Below are 20,410 nucleotides of genomic sequence, written 5' to 3' on the forward strand. Positions count from 1 at the left end.
ACGCGGCGGATAGTCTTGTCCGCCGCGCCATAATGAGGGATATATGTTACTAGTACTGCGCACTGTCTTTGTGGTGATCTACTCGATTCTGGTTTGCGTTTTCGGCTGCATCTGGTGTTTGTTTTCGCCGCGCAATCCGCGCCACGTCGCCACTTTTGGTCATCTGTTCGGACGTTTGTCCAGCGTTTTCGGCGTTAAGGTAGAGTTGCGTAAGCCGGCTGGCGCGGAAAACTACGGCAATGCGATCTATATCGCTAACCACCAGAACAACTACGACATGATTACGGCGGCGAATATCGTTCAGCCGACCACCGTTACCGTCGGGAAAAAAAGTCTGCTGTGGGTGCCGTTCTTTGGCCTGCTTTACTGGCTGACCGGTAACCTGCTGATCGACCGCGACAACCGTACCAAAGCGCACGGCACCATTAGTCAGCTGGTAGAACAGTTTAAAAAGAAACGCATCTCTTTCTGGATGTTCCCGGAAGGCACGCGCAGCCGCGGGCGCGGTCTGCTACCTTTTAAAACCGGCGCGTTTCACGCCGCCGTGGCGGCTGGGGTGCCGATTATTCCAGTCGTGGTTTCCAATACCCACGGCAAGATCAACCTTAACCGACTGAATAACGGTCTGGTGATCGTTGAGATGCTGCCGCCGGTGGACACCAGCGGCTATACCACGCAGTCGGTACGCAAGCTGGCTACCCACTGCCGTGAACTGATGATGGAAAAACTGGAAGCGCTTAACGCCGAAGTTGAGGCGCGCGAAAAAAGCGGCAAGATCTAGGCGGCCTGATCCTCGTCGGCACTCGCACGGAGGCACGCGGCGCGCGTTCTGCTCGCCGCGACGCAACACAGCAATAAAGCAAAAATAACAACTGGCTGGCGCAGGTGCGCCACGCGTAAAGGGTTTGACGTTCTATGTCTTTCAGCAGACGACAGTTTATCCAGCTTTCTGCTGGCGCGGCGCTTAGCGCAGGTCTTTTACCTTCAGCGGCCCATGCCGCCTCTGGTCCCGCTGGCGATACGCCGCTGCCGGTGCCGCCGCTTATTGAATCACGTCGCGGTCAGCCGCTGTTTCTGACGCTGATGCGCAGCCACTGGTCCTTTCTTGGCGACAATAACAAGGTGCCCGTGTGGGGCATAAACGGTCTCTATCTGGGACCGACGGTGCGCGTCTACAACGGCGACGACGTCAAGCTCATCTACAGCAACCGTCTTAACGAGCCGGTAGCGATGACCGTTAGCGGTTTGCAGGTGCCGGGCGCGCTGATGGGCGGCGCGCCGCGCATGATGTCCGCAGGCGTCGACTGGGCGCCGGTGCTGCCGATCCGCCAGAGCGCCACCACCTGCTGGTATCACGCTATTACGCCGGGTCATATGGCCCCGCACGTCTACAACGGGCTGGCGGGAATGTGGCTGATTGAAGATGACGTCAGCAAGCAGCTGTCGCTGCCGCGCCACTACGGCGTCGATGACTTCCCGCTGATTATTCAGGATAAGCGCCTCGATAACTTCGGCACGCCAGCCTATGACCCGCCGCAGGACGGCGGTTTCCTTGGCGACGTGCTGCTGGTTAACGGCGTGCAGAATCCCTTTGTCGAGGTGTCGCGCGGCTGGGTACGCCTGCGCCTGCTTAACGCCTCGAATGCGCGCCGTTATCAGCTGACGCTGAGCGATAACCGTCCCTTTACCGTGATTGCCAGCGACCAGGGCTTTTTGCCCGCGCCCGTAGCGGTGCAGCAGCTCTCTCTCGCCCCCGGCGAACGCCGCGAGGTGCTGATCGATATGTCGCAGGGCAATGACGTGTCGATTACCGCCGGTACGGCGGCAGGGATTATGGATCGGCTGCGCGGCCTGTTCGAGCCATCGTCTATCCTCACCAATACGCTGGTGCTGACGCTGCGTCCAACCGGCCTGCTGCCGCTGGTAACGGACAATCTGCCGATGCGTCTGCTGGCGGATCAGATCCTCGACGGCGTGGCGACGCGCACGCGGGAATTCCGCATCGGCGACGATATGCCTGGCATCAACGGCGCGCCGTGGGATATGAGGCGCATCGACACCACCGTCCAGCAGGGCACTTTTGAACGCTGGATCCTGCGCGCTAATCGTCCGCAGGCGATACATATTCAGGGCGCGATGTTCCTGGTCAAAAGCGTCAACGGCGCGCAGCCAATGGGCGAAGATCGCGGCTGGAAAGATACGGTATGGGTGGATGGCGAGGTAGAGCTGCTGGTGAGTTTCCCGCAGAGTTCGTCCGAGCATTTCCCCTTTGTCTATTACAGTCAGACGCTGGAGCTGGCCGACCTCGGCACGGCGGGGCAGCTGCTGGTGCAGCCGACGCCCTGACAAACAGGGCGCGCTGTTTCTCGCGACAGCGCGCCTGACGTTTAGCCGTTAAAGGTCTCAGGATCGGGTCCCAGACGATTACCGCGATCCAGCTTCGCGATTTCGCTCAGTTCGGTCTTCTCCAGACGGAAATCAAACACCGCAAAGTTCTCCTCGATACGCTCAGGCGTGACCGATTTCGGGATCACCACCAGCCCGCTATCCAGATGCCAGCGAATAACGATCTGCGCCGGGGTCTTGCCATATTTCTTCGCCAGCTGACGAATAATCTCCTGATCGAAGACGCCTTCGCCGCCTTGCGCCAGCGGACTCCAGGATTCGGTCTGGATCTGATGCATGGCGTTCCACGCGTGCAGCGTGCGCTGTTGCAGCATGGGGTGCAGTTCAATCTGGTTGACCACGGGCGACACGCCGGTTTCATCCAGCAGGCGTTTCAGGTGGGCTTCGTGGAAGTTACATACGCCGATACTTTTCGTCAGCCCCTGCTGTTGCAGCTCAATCATCGCCTTCCAGGCGTCAACGTAGTGGTCTTTCTCCGGGCAGGGCCAGTGCATCAGATAGAGATCGACCTGCTCCAGCTGGAGCTTCTTCAGGCTGGTTTCCATCGCCTGCTGCACGTTCTGCTGATCGTCGTTCCACAATTTGGTGGTGACGAAAATATCGTCGCGCGGCACGTCGGTGTCCTGTAACGCCTGACCAATCGCCTCTTCGTTTTTATAGGCCGCCGCGGTGTCGATAGAGCGATAGCCTACCTCCAGCGCTTTTAGCACCGCACGATGGGCGTCCTCATTGCTCGCCTGCCACACGCCAAGCCCCAGCTGCGGCATCATATTTCCGTCGTGCAGTTTGATAATGGGTTGATCTGCCATAAGTACTCCTTTCTGTTGCAGTGAACCTGAGAGAGATTAAGTCTAGTCAACAAACCTGACGCTGTTTTCATTGTGGGCGGCAATTCGGCGCAATGCCCTGCCTGATTCTGCGGAAGTCTTGCCTGTTTCTCCTTTTTAGTGGCGAATTTCGCAGCAGCCTGGCAGACTGGATTCTTTACCCCGCGAGAGAAATGCATGGCGCACGAAGCTTTGTGTCAGCACCTGGCGAACCAGGTTGTGACCTTAATGACCCACGGACGCAACCGCCTTTGCCCGGTGGAAAACGTCGGCCTGATTTACGTCAACCAGTACCAGCCGCGCACGCCGATGATGTATCTGCCCGGTATCGTTATTCTGTTTCAGGGCAGCAAAACCGGCTATCTCGGCAGCACGGTCTTTACCTACGACGCCACGAAATATTTAATGCTTACCGTGCCGCTGCCGGTGGAGTGCGAAACCTGGGCGACGGCGGAAGAGCCGGTGGCCGGTATGTTTCTGACGGTCGATACGGCGGGTCTTCAGGATCTGCTGATTGAGATTGGCGATGATGAGGATTTTCAGCCGCAGCCGCAGACGTCCGGCATTCACTCAGCCTGGCTCACCGAGCCGATGCTGTGCGCAGCCGAACGTCTGCTGGACGTGATGACTAACGCGCGCGACGCGCGCGTGCTGGGGCCGCAGATCGTGCGGGAAATAATCTACTACGTGCTGACCGGTCCGACGGGCGGGGCGCTGCTGTCGCTGGTTAGCCGTCATACGCAGTTCAGCCAGATTGCCCGCGCGCTGCGCCGTATTGAAAATCACTATGCGGATAACCTCAGCGTTGATGCGCTGGCGGCAGAAGTAAACATGAGCGTCTCGGCGTTTCACCATAACTTCAAGGCGGTTACCCAGACGTCTCCGTTGCAGTACCTGAAGCGCTATCGGCTGCACCAGGCGCGGCTGCTGATGCTGCATGACGGGCTAAAAGCCAGCGCGGCGGCGGTTCGCGTGGGCTATGAAAGCCCTTCGCAGTTTTCGCGGGAGTTTAAGCGCTATTTCGGCGTCACGCCGGGAGAGGAGATTAATCGCGTGCGTCAGACCGTGGCGGAGCCTCAGGCCTGACGCACGCCGTTCAGGCATGCTTTTGCCGACGTTTTTTCCAGATCACGATGATGCTGCCTGCCAGGCCGACAAACAGCAGAACCACCGGCAGCACCATCAGGATCGCCATCACCTGATCTTCATGGCGTTTGATAAAAGGCACCTGACTGATGCCGTAGCCAAACGCCACCACGATTGCCACCCACAGCAGGCCGCTCAGCCAGTTGAACAGCTGAAAACGGCTATTTTGCAGTCCGGAGATGCCCGCCATGGTTGGCAGAATGGTGCGAACGAACGCCAGAAAGCGGCCCACCAGCAGCGCCATCAGGCCGTGGCGGTTAAACAGCTGCCACGCGCGCTGATGATATTGCGCGGGCAGATGCATCAGCCAGCTTTTTACCAGGCGAGTATTGCCCAGCCAGCGTCCCTGAAGATAGCTCAGCCAGCAGCCAAGGCTGGCGGCGGTGGTGAGGATCACCATCGTCGGCACGAAGTCCATCACGCCTTTCGCAATCATCGCGCCAGCCAGCAGCAGCAGGCTGTCGCCCGGCAAAAAGGAGGCGGGGAGCAGTCCGTTTTCCAGAAACAGCGTCAGAAACATCACGCCGTAAACTACCCAAACCACATTTGGATCGGCCAGCGCGGCAAAATCCTGATGCCAGAGCGCATGAACAATCTCGTGTAAAACACTCATCTGCTATCCCATCGAGTCACAAGGCATTTATTTTAGCGGCAATCCGGCAAAGGAATTTGATCTGTCGCCGGTCGCCATAGTGTGGTTGAGGTTCTGTTTAGGTTATTACTGCGCCAGACGCGCAAAGCCAGCGGCTAAATCGTCAATCAGGTCGTCAACGTGTTCCAGCCCGATATGCAGACGCACCAGCGTGCCGTCAAAATCGACCCCGCCCGCTGGACGGATGGCCGCCAGCTCTTCCGGCTGGTTGGCCAGGATCAGCGACTCGTAGCCGCCCCACGAATAGGCCATGCTGAAATGGTGGAAGTGATCGAGGTATTGCGCCAGTTTTTCGTGGCTGAGTTTTTCATGCAGCACGAAAGAGAAGAGACCGCTGCTGCCGCTGAAGTCGCGTTTCCAGAAGGCATGGCCTGGGCTTTGCGGCAGCGCGGGATGGTTTACGCGCGCCACTTCGGGACGCGTTGTCAGCCACTCGGCGACCCGCAGCGCGCTCTCTTCATGCTGGCGCAGGCGCGTCGCCAGCGTGCGCAGGCCGCGGCTTGCCATATAGGCGCTGTCGGCGTCAACCGTCTGCCCCATCAGGTAGGAGTTCTCGCGCAGCTGATCCCAGCAGCGCGCATTCGCCACCGCGGTGCCGATCATGGCGTCGCTGTGGCCAATCAAATACTTGGTGCCCGCCTGGATCGAAATATCGATACCGTGCGCCAGCGCGTTAAAGAAAATACCCGCCGCCCAGGTGTTATCCATCATGATAATCGCATCGGGCGCCCTGGCGCGCACTGCGGCGACAATTGCCGGAATGTCCTGCACTTCCATCGTAATCGAGGCGGGGGATTCCAGAAATACCACGCGCGTTTCCGGGCGCACCAGCGCGCCGATTTCGCTGCCGATGGTGTGCGGATAGAAGGTCGTTTCGACGCCGAGCTTGCTGAGAATTTTGGTGCAGAAATCCTGGGTTGGCTCATAGACCGCGCCGCACATCAGCACATGGTCGCCCGCGTCGACAAAAGAGAGGATGGCGTTCGCCACCGCCGCCGCGCCGCAGGGGTAGAGCACGCAGCCCGCGCCGCCCTCCAGCTCGGTCATGGCATCCTGAAGCGAGAAGTGGGTCAGGGTGCCGCGGCGGCCATAGAAAAGTTCGCCTCTGGCGCGTCCCGCCGTGGCGCGTTTTTTATCGGCAACGGTGTCGAAGACCAGAGACGAGGCGCGCTGAATGACGCTGTTGACCGCGCCCTGGGTGTAACGTTTGCTGCGCCCGGCGCTTACTAAGGTGGTATCGATTTTTTTGGTTGTCATTATTGTCTGCCCTGTCGCTCACCACAAAACCTTCACGTTATCACGAATCGGCGGTCAGGGTTGACTTCAAATCCTGATATTCAGAACCAGCCCAGGCGGAGAAGCAGCGTCCCTGCTGCCTGTTTTTCCGCGCCCTATATCACGCCCATCAGGCGCGGGAGCCACAGCGAAATCGCCGGGATGTAGGTAATCAGCATCAGCACCAGAAACAGCAGGCCGTAAAACGGCAGCATCGCGCCCACCACCTGTTCGATCTTCTGCTTGCTTACCGCGCTGGCGACAAAGAGCACCGTGCCCACCGGCGGGGTAATCAGCCCGATGCCGAGGTTAGTCATCATGATCATGCCGAAGTGCACCGGATCGATACCCAGCGCGGTGGCGACCGGCAGCAGCACCGGCGTCAGGATCAGAATGATCGGCGCCATATCCATCAGCGTGCCGATCAGCAGCAGCAGCACATTGATGCACATCAGAATAACGTACTTGTTATCCGACAGGCTGGTAAAGGCGTCGGTGATAATCGTAGGCAACTGCATAAAGGTCATTACCGCGCCGAAGCCTGCTGCAAAGGCGATCAGCACCATAACGATGGTCACCGTTTTAATGGTGCGAAACAGCAGGATATGCAGCTGGTTCCACTTAAAGTCGCGGTAGATAAACATGGTGACGAAGAAGGCCCAGATACAGGCGATGGCCGCCGATTCTGATGCGGTAAAGATGCCGGAGAGGATGCCGCCGAGAATAATCACCACGGTGAACAGCCCCCAGAAGGCGTCGAAAAAGATCTTCACCGCCTGGCGAAAGGGAATGCGTTCGCCTTTGGGATAGCCGCGCTTGCGCGCAAAGGCAAGGCACATCACCATCAGGCACAAACCCAGCAGCAGACCGGGAAAGATCCCGGCGACAAACAGCGACGAAATCGTCACCACGCCGCCGGTGGCCAGCGAGTAGATCACCGAGTTATGGCTGGGCGGCGTCAGCACCGCCTGCACCGATCCGCTGGCGGTGACCGCCGCGGCAAAGTCGCGCGGATACCCTTTCTGCTCCATCTGCGGGATCATGACCGACCCTATCGAGGCGGTATCCGCCACCGACGAGCCGGATATCGCGCCGAAAAAGGTTGAGGCGACGATATTCACCAGCGACAGCCCGCCGCGAATAAAGCCCACGAAGATATAGGCGAAATTGACCAGCCGTCGCGCAATGCCTCCCTCTGCCATGATCGCGCCCGCGAGGATAAAAAAGGGAATGGTCAGCAGAGAAAACTTATTCACTCCGTTAGTGATCTGAATAATCACTGCCTCCAGCGGCAGTTCGATCCACCATGCGCCAATAAAGGCGCTCAGGCCTACGGCGAAGGCGACGGGAAAACCCAACAGCAGCAGTACAATCAGACTGCCGATCAGTATCAGTGCGTCCATGGTCGCTCCTTAGTGTGTCCCGCCTAAAACCACCACTGGCCGCTGGCTTTGATCGCCATTCAGCAGCCGCTCAATCACAAACAGCAGGGTAAACAGCGCGCCTGTGGGGATCGGCAGATACATCTCGCCGTAGGTCACCATCGGCAGCGAGGCGAGCGGCTGGATCCACATGGCCACGCACAGGTTGTAGCTGGCCTGAAAAATCACCAGGCAGGTCCCCACCATCAGCAGATCGCACAGGCGCAGCATCAGACGCTGCGCAGGGGGCGACAGGCGATCGGTCACCATAGAGACGCAGATATGGGTTCCGGCGCGGAAGCCCACCGGCGCGCCGATAAAGGTAAAAATAATCATGCAGACAATAGCGACAGGCTCTGGCCACGCCAGCGCGCCGTTGAGCACATAGCGGGCGAAAATGCCGATCGGGATAACCGTCACCATAATCAACAGCGCGACGGCGGCGATGCCCATGCACAGCAGATATAGCCCATCCATCAGACGAGAGTATCGGATCATATGCGTTACCTGATTAACGCCGCGCAGAACGCGCGGCGGAGAGATTATTTAACCTCAGCGATCTGCGTCATCAGATCCTGATAGTTGCCGCCAAAACGATCGCGCACCGGCTGCGTCGCCTTCACAAAGTACTCCTTGTCGGTTTCCTTAAAGGTCACGCCGCCTGCTTTCATCTTCTCGACAGATTCGCGGGTGTAGGCGGCCCACAGCTGGCGCTCTTCATCCTGCGCCTCTTTACCCAGTTTTTTCAGCAGCGCCTGGTCGTCGGGCGACAGGCGCGCCCAGGACGCTCTGGAGAACAGGATCATTTCCGGCTGGATAAAGTGGCCGGTCAGGGTGTAGTTTTTGGTCACCGGCAGATAGTTGTGCGCGACAAAGGTCGGCGGGTTGTTCTCTGTGCCATCCACCACGCCGGTCTGCATGGCGCTGAAGACTTCACTGACCCCCATTGCCACCGGGTTTGCCCCCATCGCCTTGAGCGTCGCCAGCGAGATAGCGCTGTTCTGCACGCGGATCTTCATGCCGTTGAGATCTTCCGGCTTGTTAAGCGGATCCTTGGTGATCATGTTGCGTTCGCCTGCGTCGGTCCAGCCGAGGAACACCATGCGCGCGTTGGCGTCCGCATCGAACTTATCGACAATCTGTTTGCCCACCTCGCCGTCCAGCACCTTATGCATGTGCTCTACGTCGCGGAAGATATAGGGCAGGGTCAGCACGCTGGTTTCCGGGGCGATAGTGGTCACGGGGGCCAGCGACACGCGGATCATATCGATCGCGCCGAGCTGCACCTGTTGCAGCGTCTGATCTTCATCGCCGAGTACGCCGCCTGCATAGACTTTCATCTCCAGTCGTCCATTGGTGGCCTGTTTCAGCTTGTCCCCCATATGCTGCAATGCCACCACGGTGGGGTATCCGGCGGGCTGAACTTCGGCGACTTTTAACACTTTCGCCAGCGCGGAGGTGGCGCTCAGGCCAAGCGCAGCGGAGACGGAAACGGCCAGGAACCATTTATTCACTCTCATTATTTTTCTCCAGGCAGGTAGAGGAGGGCACAGGTCGTTAGCGGCAGAGGACGCGGCTCACGTGCTGCCAGAATAGGCAAAACAGGCCGGCTGAAAATGCGCGGTTGCTGATTGAATGAACAATGTCACATTTTGAAACGATGTTTTAATAAATTTATACGGGAAGTCACATTTCTAAAATGCGCCGGAAAAGCGTCAGAAAATACCCGCTGCTGCGGCAAAGAGAGCCGCTTCTGTTTGTAAATACTAATGAGAACTACTATCAATTCGCCCGTTTTTTGCTATTATTCGCGCTTATCCATTATTCCTGCATATGAAGTTGGAGACGCAGCGTGGTAGCCAGTGACTTGATGCAAACGGACCTCTCCGTTTGGGGCATGTATCAACATGCTGATATCGTGGTAAAAGTGGTAATGATCGGCCTGTTGCTGGCATCGGTCGTAACCTGGGCGATCTTTTTCGGCAAGTTTGCCGAGCTGAGCGCGGCGAAGCGCCGTCTGAAGCGCGAACAGCTGGCGCTGGGCGAAGCGCGCTCTCTGGGCGACGCCGCTCGCGCTGCTGCAAACTTTAGCCAACACAGCCACAGCGCGGCGCTGCTCAACGACGCTCAGAATGAGATTGAGCTGTCAGCGGGCGCAGAAGATACCGACGGAATCAAAGAGCGCACCAGCTTCCGCCTTGAGCGCCGCGTCGCCGCCTTTAGCCGCCACGCCGGCCGCGGCAACGGTTTTCTCGCCACCATTGGTTCCGTCGCGCCTTTTATCGGCCTGTTCGGTACGGTATGGGGCATCATGAACAGCTTTATCGGCATCGCGCAGACGCAGACCACTAACCTGGCGGTTGTCGCGCCCGGCATTGCCGAAGCGCTGCTCGCCACCGCCATCGGCCTGATTGCGGCCATCCCGGCGGTGGTGATTTACAACGTCTTTGCCCGCATGATCGCGGGTTACAAAGCGTCACTGGGTGACGTGGCGGCACAGATCCTGCTGCTGCAAAGCCGCGACATTGATCTGGGTAAGGTTAACAGCGCTGAACCCCGTCCGGCCGCTCAGAAATTACGCGTAGGGTAAGTTCATGGCGATGCGATTAAACGACGACCTGGAAAGCGATGGCGAAATGCATGAGATCAACGTAACGCCGTTTATCGACGTTATGCTGGTTCTGCTGATCATCTTTATGGTGGCCGCGCCGCTGGCGACCGTGGATGTTCGCGTTAATCTGCCCGCCTCAACCAGCGCGCCTCAGCCGCGCCCGGAGAAGCCCGTCTATCTGTCGATCAAGGCTGACAAGCAGCTCTATATCGGCAACGAACAGGTGACGCCGGAGACGCTGGTCAACGCGCTGAACGGTCAGACCGAGGGCAACAAAGAGACCACCATCTTCTTCCAGGCTGACAAGTCAGTGGATTATGAAACGCTGATGAGCGTGATGGATAAACTGCGTGGCGCGGGCTATCTCAAGATCGGTCTGATGGGAATGGAAACCGCCGCGAAGTAACTTTTCGCCGGTGAGAAAAGGGCAGCCAGACGGCTGCCCTTTTTGTTAAGAACGCAAAACCGCTTTAATCCGGTATCAGGCGGCGCGCCTGAAATCACCCAGACGAAAAGCAGAACAGGCGGGCAAATCGCCAGAAGGCCAGCCGCCGCAACCGCCATGTCCGGCAGCTGCCGAAAAGCTTTTCCGTCAGGGCAGCGGCTGTTGAGGGGAAGAGCGCTCTTCCCCTGTCCCGCTTTCAACCGGAAAACCATTATTACATAACGCTTCCTGCGCGTTCAGGATTGCCTCCCGTTTTTCATTGAGCCGGATGGCCGCGAAGACATCGATATTCAGCTTCTGCGATTCATGGTCTGTCAGCTCGCGGTAGCACAGCCCTTCCTGATTAAAGGTGCATTTTGACTGAGGCAGCAGGGCGAACCCCTTTCCCCTCGCGATATAGGTGAGCATCACCAGTGAGTCGTCCGGCTCTTTAACCCTTTTAAGCGGAAAACGAAGCTGCTCAAGATAGCGTTCACACTTGTCGTAAAATGACGGGTTGGCGCTTCTTGCGAACCAGAAGAGCGGTAAATCACTGACGTCTTCCAGCGAAACTTTTTCTTTCAGGCTTGCAGGGTGCGCGGCTGGCATCGCCATCAGCAGCGGTTCGCGGCACACCCAGCGATACTGCACGCTGTCTTCATGGCCGGTCCCTTTTTCTCCGGTAAGCACCAGATCGAGGGTGTTTTTCGACAGGCGCTGAAGCAACTGGGCAGAGGTCAGATTCGGCGTTTCAACATCGTCGCTGGCGTCCAGTCTGTTGAGCTGCTGGTTTACTGGCTCAATCAGTTCAAAATTCAGCGTTCGGGTCAGACCGATACGCAGGGAGTTTTCGCATGAAAGCGCGCCTGTTTTAAGCTCATTGAGCTGCTGAAGGATCTTCTCTGCTTGAATGACCAGCTCCCGGCCGGCGTCGGTCAGGCTGACATCATGTGTGCTGCGGCTGAACAGCTGCCGCTCCAGAACGTCTTCCAGGCTCTTGATCTGTCGGGTTAAGGGCGGCTGGGTCATTCTGAGCCGTTCGGCGGCTCGGCGAAAGTTCAGCTCATGCGCAACGGCAAGAAAGCACTGAAGCTGTTTCACGCTGGGGAGATTGTTGCTGATTAAATGCCCTGCAATAGCCATAGATTCCCTCCTGCCGGTGAAAATTTTATTCTACCTTTTTACCGGCGCAGATACCGTTCCGGACTGGATCTCAGGACGCGGGAGAGGCTGACAGCCGCATTGCCGGTGATGTCGTAGCCTGTTACCACACGCTGTGCTAGCGGCGTCGCGCTGAGCGTTTATCGCTACCCCCTGGCCGCTGCGCTGATAACAGACAACCGGCAGTACCCGGTTGTCTGTTATCAGGATGCATGTCAGGCGTTAACGCCTTTCATGCCCTCCTCAGAATAGCGCTCGCCCCGAATTTCAACGCGCTGGTGAATAGCGTTCAGTAAGGCGACATCTGACGCGTCCAGAACGATGTCGGCCGCTTGCGCATTTTCAGCCAGGTAGCTGAGGTGCTTAGTGCCGGGAATGGGCACCAGCTTATCGTACTGCGCCAGCAGCCAGGCCAGCGCAATCTGGCCGGTCGTGCAGCCGTATTTTTCAGCCAGCGGCTGGATAGCGTCAAGAAGCTGAGCGTTATGATCGAGGCTGGACTGAATGAAGCGCTGATTGTTTTTCCGGAAGTCACCCTCCGCAAAATCGCTGTTTTTACGATACTTACCGGTGAGGAAGCCTCTGCCCAGCGGCGAGTAAGGCACCAGTCCGATACCCAGCTCTTTCACTGTTGGCAGGATCTCCTCTTCAATATCACGCGTCCACAGTGAGTATTCCGTTTGCAGGGCGGTCACAGGGTGTACTGCATGCGCCCGGCGCAGGGTAGAGGCAGAAACCTCGCAGAGTCCAATATGGTTGATCTTGCCCTCTTTGACGAGACGGCTCAGGCACTCCATGCTCTCTTCAACAGGGGTAGCGTGACTAACCCGGTGCAGATAGAAGAGATCGATGCGCTCAACGCCAAGCCTTTTAAGGGATTCATTACAGCAGCGGGTAATAAAGTCGGGTTGATTATTAATGGTGCGGGCGTAGGACTCGTCAGGGAGGCGATCGATCCCGCACTTGGTGGTGATTTTAAATTGCTCGCGCGTCGTTTTGTCGAGTCCGGCAAGAAAGTGACCAATCAGCCGTTCATTATGGCCCCGGCCATACAGGTTAGCGGTATCGATAAAGGTGATATTCAGGTCGATGAGTTTATATAACAGCTGTAGGGAAGCCTGGTCGTCGGTCTGACCATAAAATTCGCTGAGTCCCATTGCGCCGTAGCCGACAGAACTGACGGTAAGGTTTTGAGATAGATTTCGGGTATGCATAGTGTCTCCTTTTGACGTTCTCTGATTGTTTCACCTCGATCGGGATTGATGAATTGTCATTTTCGTTATGCGAAAAAAGTATCAGCGCTGGGGGGTGCGGTTGTTTTGTCGAGTCGGGAGAGGGGCAAAATAAAAGGACAGAAGAGAATTGATGCAGCCTGGACGCGGCGTCAGGGCCAGTAAAGCGCTGGAACGCTTTCTGCCCTTACTGGATAACCCGCTATCCGCTCAGGCATTCATGAACACTATTTTTTGATTCGGCAAACCCTGCTGCTTACTCATTTGCTGGCCCTGTATCGCGGCGGCCAGACCCGGCGAGCAGGGCGAAGACCGGTAAGGGTAAGCAGGGCTGCATCATTGCAAGGTTAATTATTTGTTACCTTTGTTTTCATGATTGTAAAGTGCAATGGTGAGCTGAATCACATTATTCCCGGCCGGGTCAGGCTAAAACGAAGAAAAAACGCAGGAAGCCACTATGAGCCACTCTCCATCTTTACAAAAACCTCAGGGCAGCGCCCGAACCATTTTCAACGTTACCAGCGGTAACTTCCTTGAAATGTATGACTTTATGGTGTTTGGCTACTACGCCACCGCCATTGCGAAAACCTTTTTTCCAGGCGACAACCCATTCGCGTCATTAATGTTAACCCTGATGACCTTTGGCGCGGGTTTCCTGATGCGCCCGCTGGGCGCCATCGTGCTGGGCGCCTATATCGACCATCACGGGCGGCGCAAGGGCCTGTTACTGACACTAGGCCTGATGGCCATAGGTACGCTCACTATCGCGCTGGTGCCCGGCTACGCCACGCTCGGCGCCGCCGCGCCGATTTTGATCCTGCTGGGACGCCTGTTGCAGGGCTTCTCCGCCGGGGTAGAGCTGGGGGGCGTCTCGGTGTATCTGGCTGAAGTCGCGCCAAAAGGACGCAAAGGCTTTTTTGTGAGCTGGCAGTCAGGCAGCCAGCAGGTGGCGGTGATCTTTGCCGCGCTGCTCGGCCTGCTGCTGAATCACCTGATGACGAAAGAGGCGGTGACCGACTGGGGCTGGCGTATTCCCTTCTTCGTCGGCTGTATGATCGTGCCGTTTCTGTTCTGGATCCGCCGTATGCTGCAAGAGACCGAAGCCTTTAGCCAGCGCAAGCAGCATCCGACCATGCGGCAGATTGTCCGTTCGCTGGCGAGCAGCTGGGCGCTGGTGCTGGCAGGCATGCTAATGGTGGTCACCACCACCGTGATGTTCTATATGATCACCGCCTTTACCCCAACCTTTGGTAAAACCGTGCTGATGATGAGCGACAAGCAGAGCTTTCTGGTGACGCTGTTCGTGGGCGTCTCTAATCTGATCTGGCTGCCGGTCATGGGCGCGCTGTCGGACCGTATCGGACGCCGTCCGCTACTGATTACCTTTACGCTGCTGATGATCTTTACCACCTGGCCGGTGCTGCACTGGCTGGTGGGCGCGCCGACCTTTGCCCGCCTGATTGAAGCTGAGCTCTGGCTGTCGTTTCTGTACGCCAGCTACAACGGCGCGATGGTGGTTTACCTGGCGGAAATTATGCCGGCTGAGGTGCGCGCCTCCGGCTTTTCTCTCGCCTATAGCCTGGCGACCGCGCTGTTCGGCGGCTTTACGCCTGCTGTCTCCAGCTACCTGATCCACGCGACCGGCGATAAAGCCATGCCCGGCGTCTGGCTGACCTTTGCTGCCGTGTGCGGGCTAATCGGCACGCTGCTGATTGGCCGTATGGTCAGGCAGTATCGCGCGCGCCACAGCGCCGCGCCCGCCGGCGCGTCGGTCTAAAACGACACGTCTACCACTACGCTGTCCGTGTAGTTCCCTGCGGGCGGCGTTGTTTGCGTCGTAAGTATGCGCGCGGTGTAGTTAAAGCCGCGCGTCAGTCCATCCGTACTGACGCTGGCCGCGCTTGCGCTGCTGTAGCGGTCGGTGCCGGTCGGTCCCCAGCGGTTGCTGCTGGTGCCTTTGTAAATCTCATAGCTCAGCCGGTTCGTGCCGCTCGCCATCTGACGCTGCGTGCCGCTGGCATAGCTGCCGTTGCTTAAGCCCACTGTGTAGACGCTGCCTTTGCTGCATACCACATTAATGGTCTGCGAAACGGCCGAGAAGCTGCCGACCAGCGGCGCGCTGCCGAAGCTGATATTGGGCGCGGTAATGGTGGTGCAGTCATTGGTCACCACCAGCGTCACGCTAATGGGAATCACCCCGCTGCCGGTCTGCTGGGAGAGGCAGAGGTTACCGACGCCGACGCTGGTGCAGATGTTATAGGTTACCGCCAGATTCAGCGTGCTGGTATAGGTGCCGGCAGCGACGGTCTGACCCGGAACGGTCCGCAGGTAGACCGGAATAGCGAAATTCAGGCTGCCCAGCAGGCCGGCGAGATTAACCAGCACCGCCTGGTTATAGACATAGGCGGCTGCGCCGATGGTCAGCTCGGTGGCGCAGGCGCTGTCAACACACAGCTGTACGGGAATATTATCGCTGCCGGTATCGCCGCTGCGCCTGAGCGTGCCGCGCGTGCCGCTGACGTTGGTGGCTCCGGTCAGCTGAAAGGTGATCTGATTATTGCCCAGCAGCGACAGCGATGAGCCGGAACCGCAGTTTACGTTGGCATTCGTCGAGGTCGCGCTCGCCGTGCTGTTTACTACGAAGGTGGTCACGGAACCAAAGCTGGCGGTGGAGCTGGGCAAGCCGCAGGCGGCGCGCGACAGCGTCGGAAGGAGCAGCAGCAGCAGTAGCAGAAGTTTTTTCATGGAGTAATGCCTGAGGTAGCGTTATCGGGACTGGGCACCGGCGCGCCCGCTGGCGGGGGCGGCAGCGGACAGGTGAGGGGACCATAGGTTTTTAGCGCCTGCGGCTGGCCGCTGGGGATAATCAGTTCAGTGGCGCAGCTGCGCCCGTCTGGCGTGGCGACGCGGATCGGATTGCTGGCGCGCAGATCCTCCATCCAGGCGATACCGTCCCAGCCAACATATTCTGTCGCCTGACCCTCGCGCAGCACCTGACTGGAAACCGGCAGCGGCTGGCCGCTGGCATCGTGCAGGATCACGCTGGCGGATCGCAGCTTTTCCACCGGGAAATGCAGCAGATAGCCACTCTGGCGTTTCACCGCAAACCGCTGTTCAACCTCTGGCGTCGTCATATCCGCAGGCAGATCGAGAGTATCGATGTCATATTTCGCCGGATAGTAACTGCTGACAGAGGGCACCAGCAGATAGCCGTTGGGGTCGGTGCGCCCCATCGACTGGTTTTCGTAGCGTACGTTAACGTCGGGATAGCTGGTTTTCACCACCACAAAGGCGTCGTTGATGGCGTTAGCGGCGAACACTTCGCTGTCCATCAGCACCAGCGAACCGGTGACATCCGCCCACTGGGTGTTGTAGTCATCGTCGCCATAGAAACCCGCAGAGGTATCAATCTTGTTGTTGCGCCAGCGCAGGCTCCCCTGGCGATAATCGCCGCTTTCGCCGCCCTGCCTGGCCCAGGAGGCATCCCAGGCAAAGCCGCCGTCGCTCGGCATCGCGCGTGACAGATAGAGCCGCTGATTATTCTCGCCCTGCTGATCGCGCTCCATGCTGACCGAAGCGCTGCCGTGTTCGCCAAACGGGATGACCAGCGAAACGGCGCCGCTCCACGCGCCCTGTTCCCGATCGCGGCTGGCAGAGAGGTAGAGGCTGGCATTGCCCCACAGGGTTTTACTCCAGGAGAGATTAAGCAGCCGCGTATGCATCCCGTCGCCGCCGCTGATGTCAATGTAAGCCGCGCCGAGGCTGCCGTACTGATTCAGCGATACGCTGGCGTTGTACTGAGCGCTGCGTCGCGCCAGGCTGTAAGTGGTGCTGGTATAGCTGTTGTCGCCGCTGCGGCTGCTGAGCAGCGCCAGATTGCCAAACTCCCGGCTGCGCAGCGTATGCTGAGTGCCGACACTGAACCAGCTGTTGTTGTACTGATAGCCCCAGCTGTACTGGGTGCCCGCCGCGCCGTTCATCTGACTTTGCGCCAGCGCGCCGTTCAGCACGCCCAGGCTGCCGACGCGAAACATCGCGCCTGCGCCGCCCATCGCCAGCTGATTGCTGCCTTCGGCATGGGTTTCCAGCGTCAGCCAGTCGGTCGCGCCGTAGCGCAGCGAGCCGCTGGCCGCCGCATCGCCATAATCGAAATTCCTGATGCCATAGTTATTGCGGAACGCCCCGGCGGAGAAACTGTAGTCGCTGAGACCGGCTTTCAGCAGCGTGCTGGAGACATAAAACGGCAGCGTGGTCGTCACCTGACGACCTACCGCATCGGTAGTGGTGATCACCGCATTGCCCGCGCCGTTAACGAAGGGCACATTGGTCAGCGACCAGGGACCGGGCTGAACGTTAGCCTGGCTGGAGCGGTAGCCGTTAATAAAGAGATCGACGGTCGAAGGCACCGCCGCCTGACCGGCAAAGGCCGGGAGCGGATAGGTCACCAGATCGGGACGCACGCTAAAGTCGCGGCCGATCTGCACTCCGCCGAGGCGCACGCTGTTGCTCCAGCTCAGCGCGTCGGTGGCGAGATCGCCGACGCGCCAGCTGATAACGTTGTTCTCATCCTGGTTGCTCCACCAGGTGTCGTAGCGAAGATAGCCGTCATCCTGCGCGGGCGCGCTGCCCTCCATCTGCTGCTGCCAGACGCCATTGCTGGAGAACTGTCCGGCAGCGCCAAACAGGCGTAGCTCGTTCCAGGCGGAAAGCCGCGTCCCGGCGCTGGTGGTGCGGGTGGCGTAAAGGTCGTAATTAAACAGCGCGCCGGTACTGGCGCGGCCCGGATAGCGCGGGCCGTTTCGCGCTTCGCCTATCTGCTGGCCGGGCAGCCAGGCTGGCGGCACCGTCAGCATCAGCCGCTGACGGGCTTCGTCGTAATCCGCTTTTACCGCGCTCCACCGGCTGACGTTCACCTGCTGCGGGTCCGGCAGCTTCTCTGACGGGATACCCGCGCGCTGCAAATCGCCTGCGCGCAGCAGAAACTGCCCGTCGCGCCGCTCGACCGGCACAATCGCGCCCTTTTCGCGCTGGTTAATCACCAGCTCCAGCATATAGCGCTGCCGTTCGCCGCTGCTCTCCACTGACGGCGGCGGCGGCAGCGACGAAAAGGTCTCCGCCAGCGCGGCGGCTGACGTCAGGCAGCTACAGACGCTGGCCACCGCCAGCGCGCAGGGATGAAAGGAACGCTGCATCTAACGACCGGGGGCGCTGCGCCACTCGCCCGCATTGGTGTCGGCTTTGATCTGACCGCTGACCGCGTTTTTTAACGGCCAGCGGTTTTCACTGTGCGCCAGCACGTAGCCAAACAGCCCGTCGCCCAGCTTGCGTCCGCCAATCGTGACATTGCTGAGACGGGCGTGGCCGCTGCCGCGATTGGTCAGGTGCAGCCAGGCTTTTCCGCCCTCGCTGATCGGCTGCCAGCTCAGCACCGGCTTCGCCGAATCGCGCGTGAGTCCGTCGCCGTATACAAACAGCGGCACGGAATAGCGCATCTGAAAATTCAGTCCCGCCTGATTATCGCCCGGCGTGCGCGGCGTAGGGATCTCATCCAGCACCACGCGATACGCCAGCTCCTGACCTGCGTCGGGCGCGGTCTGTTTAATCAGCCGCACCAGCTGTTTTTGTCCGGGTTCGATACGTACCAGCGGGGGACTGGCCACCACGCTCTGCTGGGTGGCGTACTGATCTTTGCCGCCTACCTGCTGCCAGCTAAAGATGCGTACCTGCATCAGGGTGGTGGCGCTGCCGCGATTCTCCAGCCACAGCTCGCTGGCTTTATCGTCTGGATTAATACTGGGATCGATGGGCCAGATCATCAGTGAATTGGCCGCCTCGGCGCTCGTCGTCAGCAGGAAAACAAAAAACAACAGGGCGCGCATCATGACATTTCTCCTTTAATCATGCGGCTACCAGCTCAGCGTCACGGTCAATGTGTCGGTGTAAACGCCCGCGCGCGTCGGACCAGGCAGTTGCAGCAGGCCATAAATTGGCAACGTGATATTGCTGGCGTTGCTATAGCTCAGCGCGACGGCGCTATTCACCGGGATCGCCGTGGTGTGGCTGGCGTTGGTATAGAGGGAATAGGGCACGGTATTGGTGTTGCTGGTGTGCTTCAGATTGCGCGTGGTGCCGTAGTTGCTGCCGCCATTAATGCTCATGCTCAGCGTGGTGCCGGGCGTACAGGCAAGCGTAATCGCCGTGCTCTGTACAAAGCTGGCGCTGACGCTGTTGCTGGCGACGCCCGACTGCGAGCCAAAATCAAGCGTGCCGAATACGCCGGTACTGGTACCAGAGACAACGCACCCCGCTACAATGGAAGCCGATACCTGAAACGTGCTGGTCGGCAGGCTCCAGGCGCTAAGACTTCCTGTCAGCAGGGGCAGCGTGCAGATCAGCGTGCGCACTGCGCGCGGCACGGCCACCCGAAGGCTCCCGACGGCGCGATCAGTAGTTCACGGCGACGTTAATGGTATCGGTATAAGTGCCTGCCGGGATCAGCGGGTTAAAGCCGCCGCCTACCACGCGACCATAGATGGCGTAGTTGGTCCCCAGCGTCGGGTCGGTGGTGCCGCTGGCGGCAATATTGGTGTTATTGGCGATGGCGGTGGTAAAGGCCGCGTCGCTGTAGAGGGTATAGGCGATCCCCTGCGTATTGTTGGAGCCGAGGATCAGGTAGCGCGGCTGGCCGGAGACGGTGCCATAGATGGTTGCGGGCGCCGCGTTGCTGCTGGTCACCTGAACGTTATAGGTCTGGCCGGTGGTGCAGCGCACATAGATGCCGTTGCCCGATGCGCCCACCAGCGTGGCGTTCAGGGTATCGAAGGTCGCCGCGCTACTGCCGAAGTTCAGGGTACCAAAGTTAACGCCAGTGGTCGCCGACTGGCCGTTGACCAGACAGCCGGTAGTCAGCGTCAGGGTGGCGTTGATGGTCCCCGTCGTGGTGGCGGCAAAAGTAACAGAAGGCAATACCGTAGTCAGTCCCGCAGCGGCAAACAGAAAAAGCTTGAGTTTCATAATCTATCCTTACCGATTATCCAGAGTCAGTGCTTTTTCACCCGGTGACCAGTTAACAAAGTAAATAAAACAGGCTCGCCGCCGCCTGGGCCGGCAAAGAAACTACGTGTTTTCTAAGAATCTTCTTAGCTTTAGGCTAAGTGATTTTTATAAATTTTATTTAATATAGAACAGCACGCGACGCTCGGTGAAGCGCGACGCGAATTTTTCGTTAATCAATTCATTATGCTGGTCGATAACC

The 20,410-nt window shown here is 58.6% G+C and carries 19 protein-coding genes; 6 read left to right on the forward strand and 13 right to left on the reverse strand.

The window, feature by feature from the left end; translation table 11 throughout:
• Nucleotides 1-43: 43 nt before the first annotated feature.
• Together BBB56_RS13815 and ftsP are read left to right on the forward strand one after the other, a co-directional pair.
• Nucleotides 44-781 carry a 1-acylglycerol-3-phosphate O-acyltransferase gene (locus tag BBB56_RS13815; RefSeq protein ID WP_123801521.1) on the forward strand — a complete coding sequence of 246 codons (738 nt, stop codon included), beginning with the start codon at nt 44-46 and terminating at the stop codon, nt 779-781.
• Nucleotides 782-915: 134 nt separating this feature from the next.
• Nucleotides 916-2,346: a cell division protein FtsP gene (ftsP, locus tag BBB56_RS13820; protein WP_123801522.1), complete on the forward strand. Its 1,431-nt coding sequence runs from the start codon at nt 916-918 to the stop codon at nt 2,344-2,346.
• A 41-nt stretch (nt 2,347-2,387) separates the two neighbouring features.
• Here ftsP and dkgA read toward each other — a convergent pair whose 3' ends face one another.
• A complete protein-coding gene (dkgA, locus tag BBB56_RS13825) occupies nt 2,388-3,215 on the reverse strand; it encodes a 2,5-didehydrogluconate reductase DkgA (RefSeq protein WP_123801523.1) in 828 nt (275 codons plus the stop codon).
• A gap of 195 nt (nt 3,216-3,410) precedes the next feature.
• On the opposite strand from dkgA, the gene BBB56_RS13830 reads away from it, so the two are divergent.
• Nucleotides 3,411-4,319 carry an AraC family transcriptional regulator gene (locus BBB56_RS13830; protein WP_123801524.1) on the forward strand — a complete coding sequence of 303 codons (909 nt, stop codon included), beginning with the start codon at nt 3,411-3,413 and terminating at the stop codon, nt 4,317-4,319.
• 10 nt (nt 4,320-4,329) lie between these two features.
• Here the strand turns inward: BBB56_RS13830 and BBB56_RS13835 are convergent, their stop codons facing one another.
• The 5 genes from BBB56_RS13835 to BBB56_RS13855 form a co-directional block, all read right to left on the reverse strand.
• The gene (locus BBB56_RS13835; protein ID WP_123801525.1) at nt 4,330-4,992 is read right to left on the reverse strand and encodes a DedA family protein; all 663 of its coding nucleotides are present in this window, start codon (nt 4,990-4,992) and stop codon (nt 4,330-4,332) included.
• Between the two features lie 105 nt (nt 4,993-5,097).
• Nucleotides 5,098-6,288, reverse strand: coding sequence for a cystathionine beta-lyase (metC, locus tag BBB56_RS13840; RefSeq protein WP_123801526.1), 1,191 nt, complete (start codon nt 6,286-6,288; stop codon nt 5,098-5,100).
• 134 nt (nt 6,289-6,422) lie between these two features.
• The gene (locus BBB56_RS13845) at nt 6,423-7,709 is read right to left on the reverse strand and encodes a TRAP transporter large permease (protein WP_123801527.1); all 1,287 of its coding nucleotides are present in this window, start codon (nt 7,707-7,709) and stop codon (nt 6,423-6,425) included.
• A 9-nt stretch (nt 7,710-7,718) separates the two neighbouring features.
• Nucleotides 7,719-8,225, reverse strand: coding sequence for a TRAP transporter small permease (locus tag BBB56_RS13850; RefSeq protein ID WP_123801528.1), 507 nt, complete (start codon nt 8,223-8,225; stop codon nt 7,719-7,721).
• A gap of 44 nt (nt 8,226-8,269) precedes the next feature.
• Complete coding sequence (locus tag BBB56_RS13855; RefSeq protein WP_123801529.1) at nt 8,270-9,247, reverse strand: TRAP transporter substrate-binding protein; 978 nt, start codon at nt 9,245-9,247, stop codon at nt 8,270-8,272.
• A 350-nt stretch (nt 9,248-9,597) separates the two neighbouring features.
• Between BBB56_RS13855 and exbB the strand changes: the two genes are divergently transcribed.
• Both exbB and exbD read left to right on the forward strand, forming a co-directional pair.
• A complete protein-coding gene (gene exbB, locus BBB56_RS13860; protein ID WP_199756243.1) occupies nt 9,598-10,317 on the forward strand; it encodes a tol-pal system-associated acyl-CoA thioesterase in 720 nt (239 codons plus the stop codon).
• A 4-nt stretch (nt 10,318-10,321) separates the two neighbouring features.
• Complete coding sequence (exbD, locus tag BBB56_RS13865) at nt 10,322-10,744, forward strand: TonB system transport protein ExbD (protein ID WP_123801531.1); 423 nt, start codon at nt 10,322-10,324, stop codon at nt 10,742-10,744.
• A 186-nt stretch (nt 10,745-10,930) separates the two neighbouring features.
• Here exbD and BBB56_RS13870 read toward each other — a convergent pair whose 3' ends face one another.
• Nucleotides 10,931-11,905: a LysR family transcriptional regulator gene (locus BBB56_RS13870; protein ID WP_123801532.1), complete on the reverse strand. Its 975-nt coding sequence runs from the start codon at nt 11,903-11,905 to the stop codon at nt 10,931-10,933.
• A 233-nt stretch (nt 11,906-12,138) separates the two neighbouring features.
• The gene (locus BBB56_RS13875) at nt 12,139-13,137 is read right to left on the reverse strand and encodes an aldo/keto reductase (RefSeq protein WP_123801533.1); all 999 of its coding nucleotides are present in this window, start codon (nt 13,135-13,137) and stop codon (nt 12,139-12,141) included.
• Nucleotides 13,138-13,612: 475 nt separating this feature from the next.
• Between BBB56_RS13875 and BBB56_RS13880 the strand changes: the two genes are divergently transcribed.
• Nucleotides 13,613-14,932 carry an MFS transporter gene (locus BBB56_RS13880; RefSeq protein WP_123801534.1) on the forward strand — a complete coding sequence of 440 codons (1,320 nt, stop codon included), beginning with the start codon at nt 13,613-13,615 and terminating at the stop codon, nt 14,930-14,932.
• Here the strand turns inward: BBB56_RS13880 and BBB56_RS13885 are convergent.
• The 5 genes from BBB56_RS13885 to BBB56_RS13905 are packed head-to-tail and all read right to left on the reverse strand — an operon-like array spanning nt 14,929 to nt 20,169.
• Nucleotides 14,929-15,900 carry a Csu type fimbrial protein gene (locus BBB56_RS13885; protein ID WP_123801535.1) on the reverse strand — a complete coding sequence of 324 codons (972 nt, stop codon included), beginning with the start codon at nt 15,898-15,900 and terminating at the stop codon, nt 14,929-14,931. The genes BBB56_RS13880 and BBB56_RS13885 overlap by 4 nt on opposite strands.
• Nucleotides 15,897-18,347 carry a fimbria/pilus outer membrane usher protein gene (locus BBB56_RS13890; protein ID WP_123801536.1) on the reverse strand — a complete coding sequence of 817 codons (2,451 nt, stop codon included), beginning with the start codon at nt 18,345-18,347 and terminating at the stop codon, nt 15,897-15,899. Before BBB56_RS13890 ends, BBB56_RS13885 begins: the two co-directional genes overlap by 4 nt.
• On the reverse strand, nt 18,348-19,037 hold the full coding sequence (locus BBB56_RS13895) for a fimbrial biogenesis chaperone (protein WP_370661863.1): 690 nt from the start codon (nt 19,035-19,037) through the stop codon (nt 18,348-18,350). It abuts the gene before it with no gap.
• 24 nt (nt 19,038-19,061) lie between these two features.
• Nucleotides 19,062-19,550 (reverse strand): Csu type fimbrial protein, encoded by a 489-nt coding sequence (locus tag BBB56_RS13900; protein ID WP_233593041.1) that lies wholly within the window; start codon nt 19,548-19,550, stop codon nt 19,062-19,064.
• Nucleotides 19,551-19,599: 49 nt separating this feature from the next.
• The gene (locus tag BBB56_RS13905; RefSeq protein WP_123801538.1) at nt 19,600-20,169 is read right to left on the reverse strand and encodes a spore coat protein U domain-containing protein; all 570 of its coding nucleotides are present in this window, start codon (nt 20,167-20,169) and stop codon (nt 19,600-19,602) included.
• Between the last annotated feature and the right edge of the window lie 241 nt (nt 20,170-20,410).

The organism is Candidatus Pantoea deserta (assembly GCF_003813865.1).
Taxonomy (GTDB): domain Bacteria; phylum Pseudomonadota; class Gammaproteobacteria; order Enterobacterales; family Enterobacteriaceae; genus Pantoea; species Pantoea deserta.

Excerpts from the sequence above, each read along its gene's own strand:
- BBB56_RS13815 (WP_123801521.1), top strand. The coding sequence starts at position 44 with ATGTTACTAGTACTGCGCACTGTCTTTGTGGTGATCTACTCGATTCTG.
- ftsP (WP_123801522.1), top strand. The coding sequence starts at position 916 with ATGTCTTTCAGCAGACGACAGTTTATCCAGCTTTCTGCTGGCGCGGCG.
- dkgA (WP_123801523.1), bottom strand. The coding sequence starts at position 3,215 with ATGGCAGATCAACCCATTATCAAACTGCACGACGGAAATATGATGCCG.
- BBB56_RS13830 (WP_123801524.1), top strand. The coding sequence starts at position 3,411 with ATGGCGCACGAAGCTTTGTGTCAGCACCTGGCGAACCAGGTTGTGACC.
- BBB56_RS13835 (WP_123801525.1), bottom strand. The coding sequence starts at position 4,992 with ATGAGTGTTTTACACGAGATTGTTCATGCGCTCTGGCATCAGGATTTT.
- metC (WP_123801526.1), bottom strand. The coding sequence starts at position 6,288 with ATGACAACCAAAAAAATCGATACCACCTTAGTAAGCGCCGGGCGCAGC.
- BBB56_RS13845 (WP_123801527.1), bottom strand. The coding sequence starts at position 7,709 with ATGGACGCACTGATACTGATCGGCAGTCTGATTGTACTGCTGCTGTTG.
- BBB56_RS13850 (WP_123801528.1), bottom strand. The coding sequence starts at position 8,225 with ATGATCCGATACTCTCGTCTGATGGATGGGCTATATCTGCTGTGCATG.
- BBB56_RS13855 (WP_123801529.1), bottom strand. The coding sequence starts at position 9,247 with ATGAGAGTGAATAAATGGTTCCTGGCCGTTTCCGTCTCCGCTGCGCTT.
- exbB (WP_199756243.1), top strand. The coding sequence starts at position 9,598 with ATGCAAACGGACCTCTCCGTTTGGGGCATGTATCAACATGCTGATATC.
- exbD (WP_123801531.1), top strand. The coding sequence starts at position 10,322 with ATGGCGATGCGATTAAACGACGACCTGGAAAGCGATGGCGAAATGCAT.
- BBB56_RS13870 (WP_123801532.1), bottom strand. The coding sequence starts at position 11,905 with ATGGCTATTGCAGGGCATTTAATCAGCAACAATCTCCCCAGCGTGAAA.
- BBB56_RS13875 (WP_123801533.1), bottom strand. The coding sequence starts at position 13,137 with ATGCATACCCGAAATCTATCTCAAAACCTTACCGTCAGTTCTGTCGGC.
- BBB56_RS13880 (WP_123801534.1), top strand. The coding sequence starts at position 13,613 with ATGAGCCACTCTCCATCTTTACAAAAACCTCAGGGCAGCGCCCGAACC.
- BBB56_RS13885 (WP_123801535.1), bottom strand. The coding sequence starts at position 15,900 with ATGAAAAAACTTCTGCTACTGCTGCTGCTGCTCCTTCCGACGCTGTCG.
- BBB56_RS13890 (WP_123801536.1), bottom strand. The coding sequence starts at position 18,347 with ATGCAGCGTTCCTTTCATCCCTGCGCGCTGGCGGTGGCCAGCGTCTGT.
- BBB56_RS13895 (WP_370661863.1), bottom strand. The coding sequence starts at position 19,037 with ATGATGCGCGCCCTGTTGTTTTTTGTTTTCCTGCTGACGACGAGCGCC.
- BBB56_RS13905 (WP_123801538.1), bottom strand. The coding sequence starts at position 20,169 with ATGAAACTCAAGCTTTTTCTGTTTGCCGCTGCGGGACTGACTACGGTA.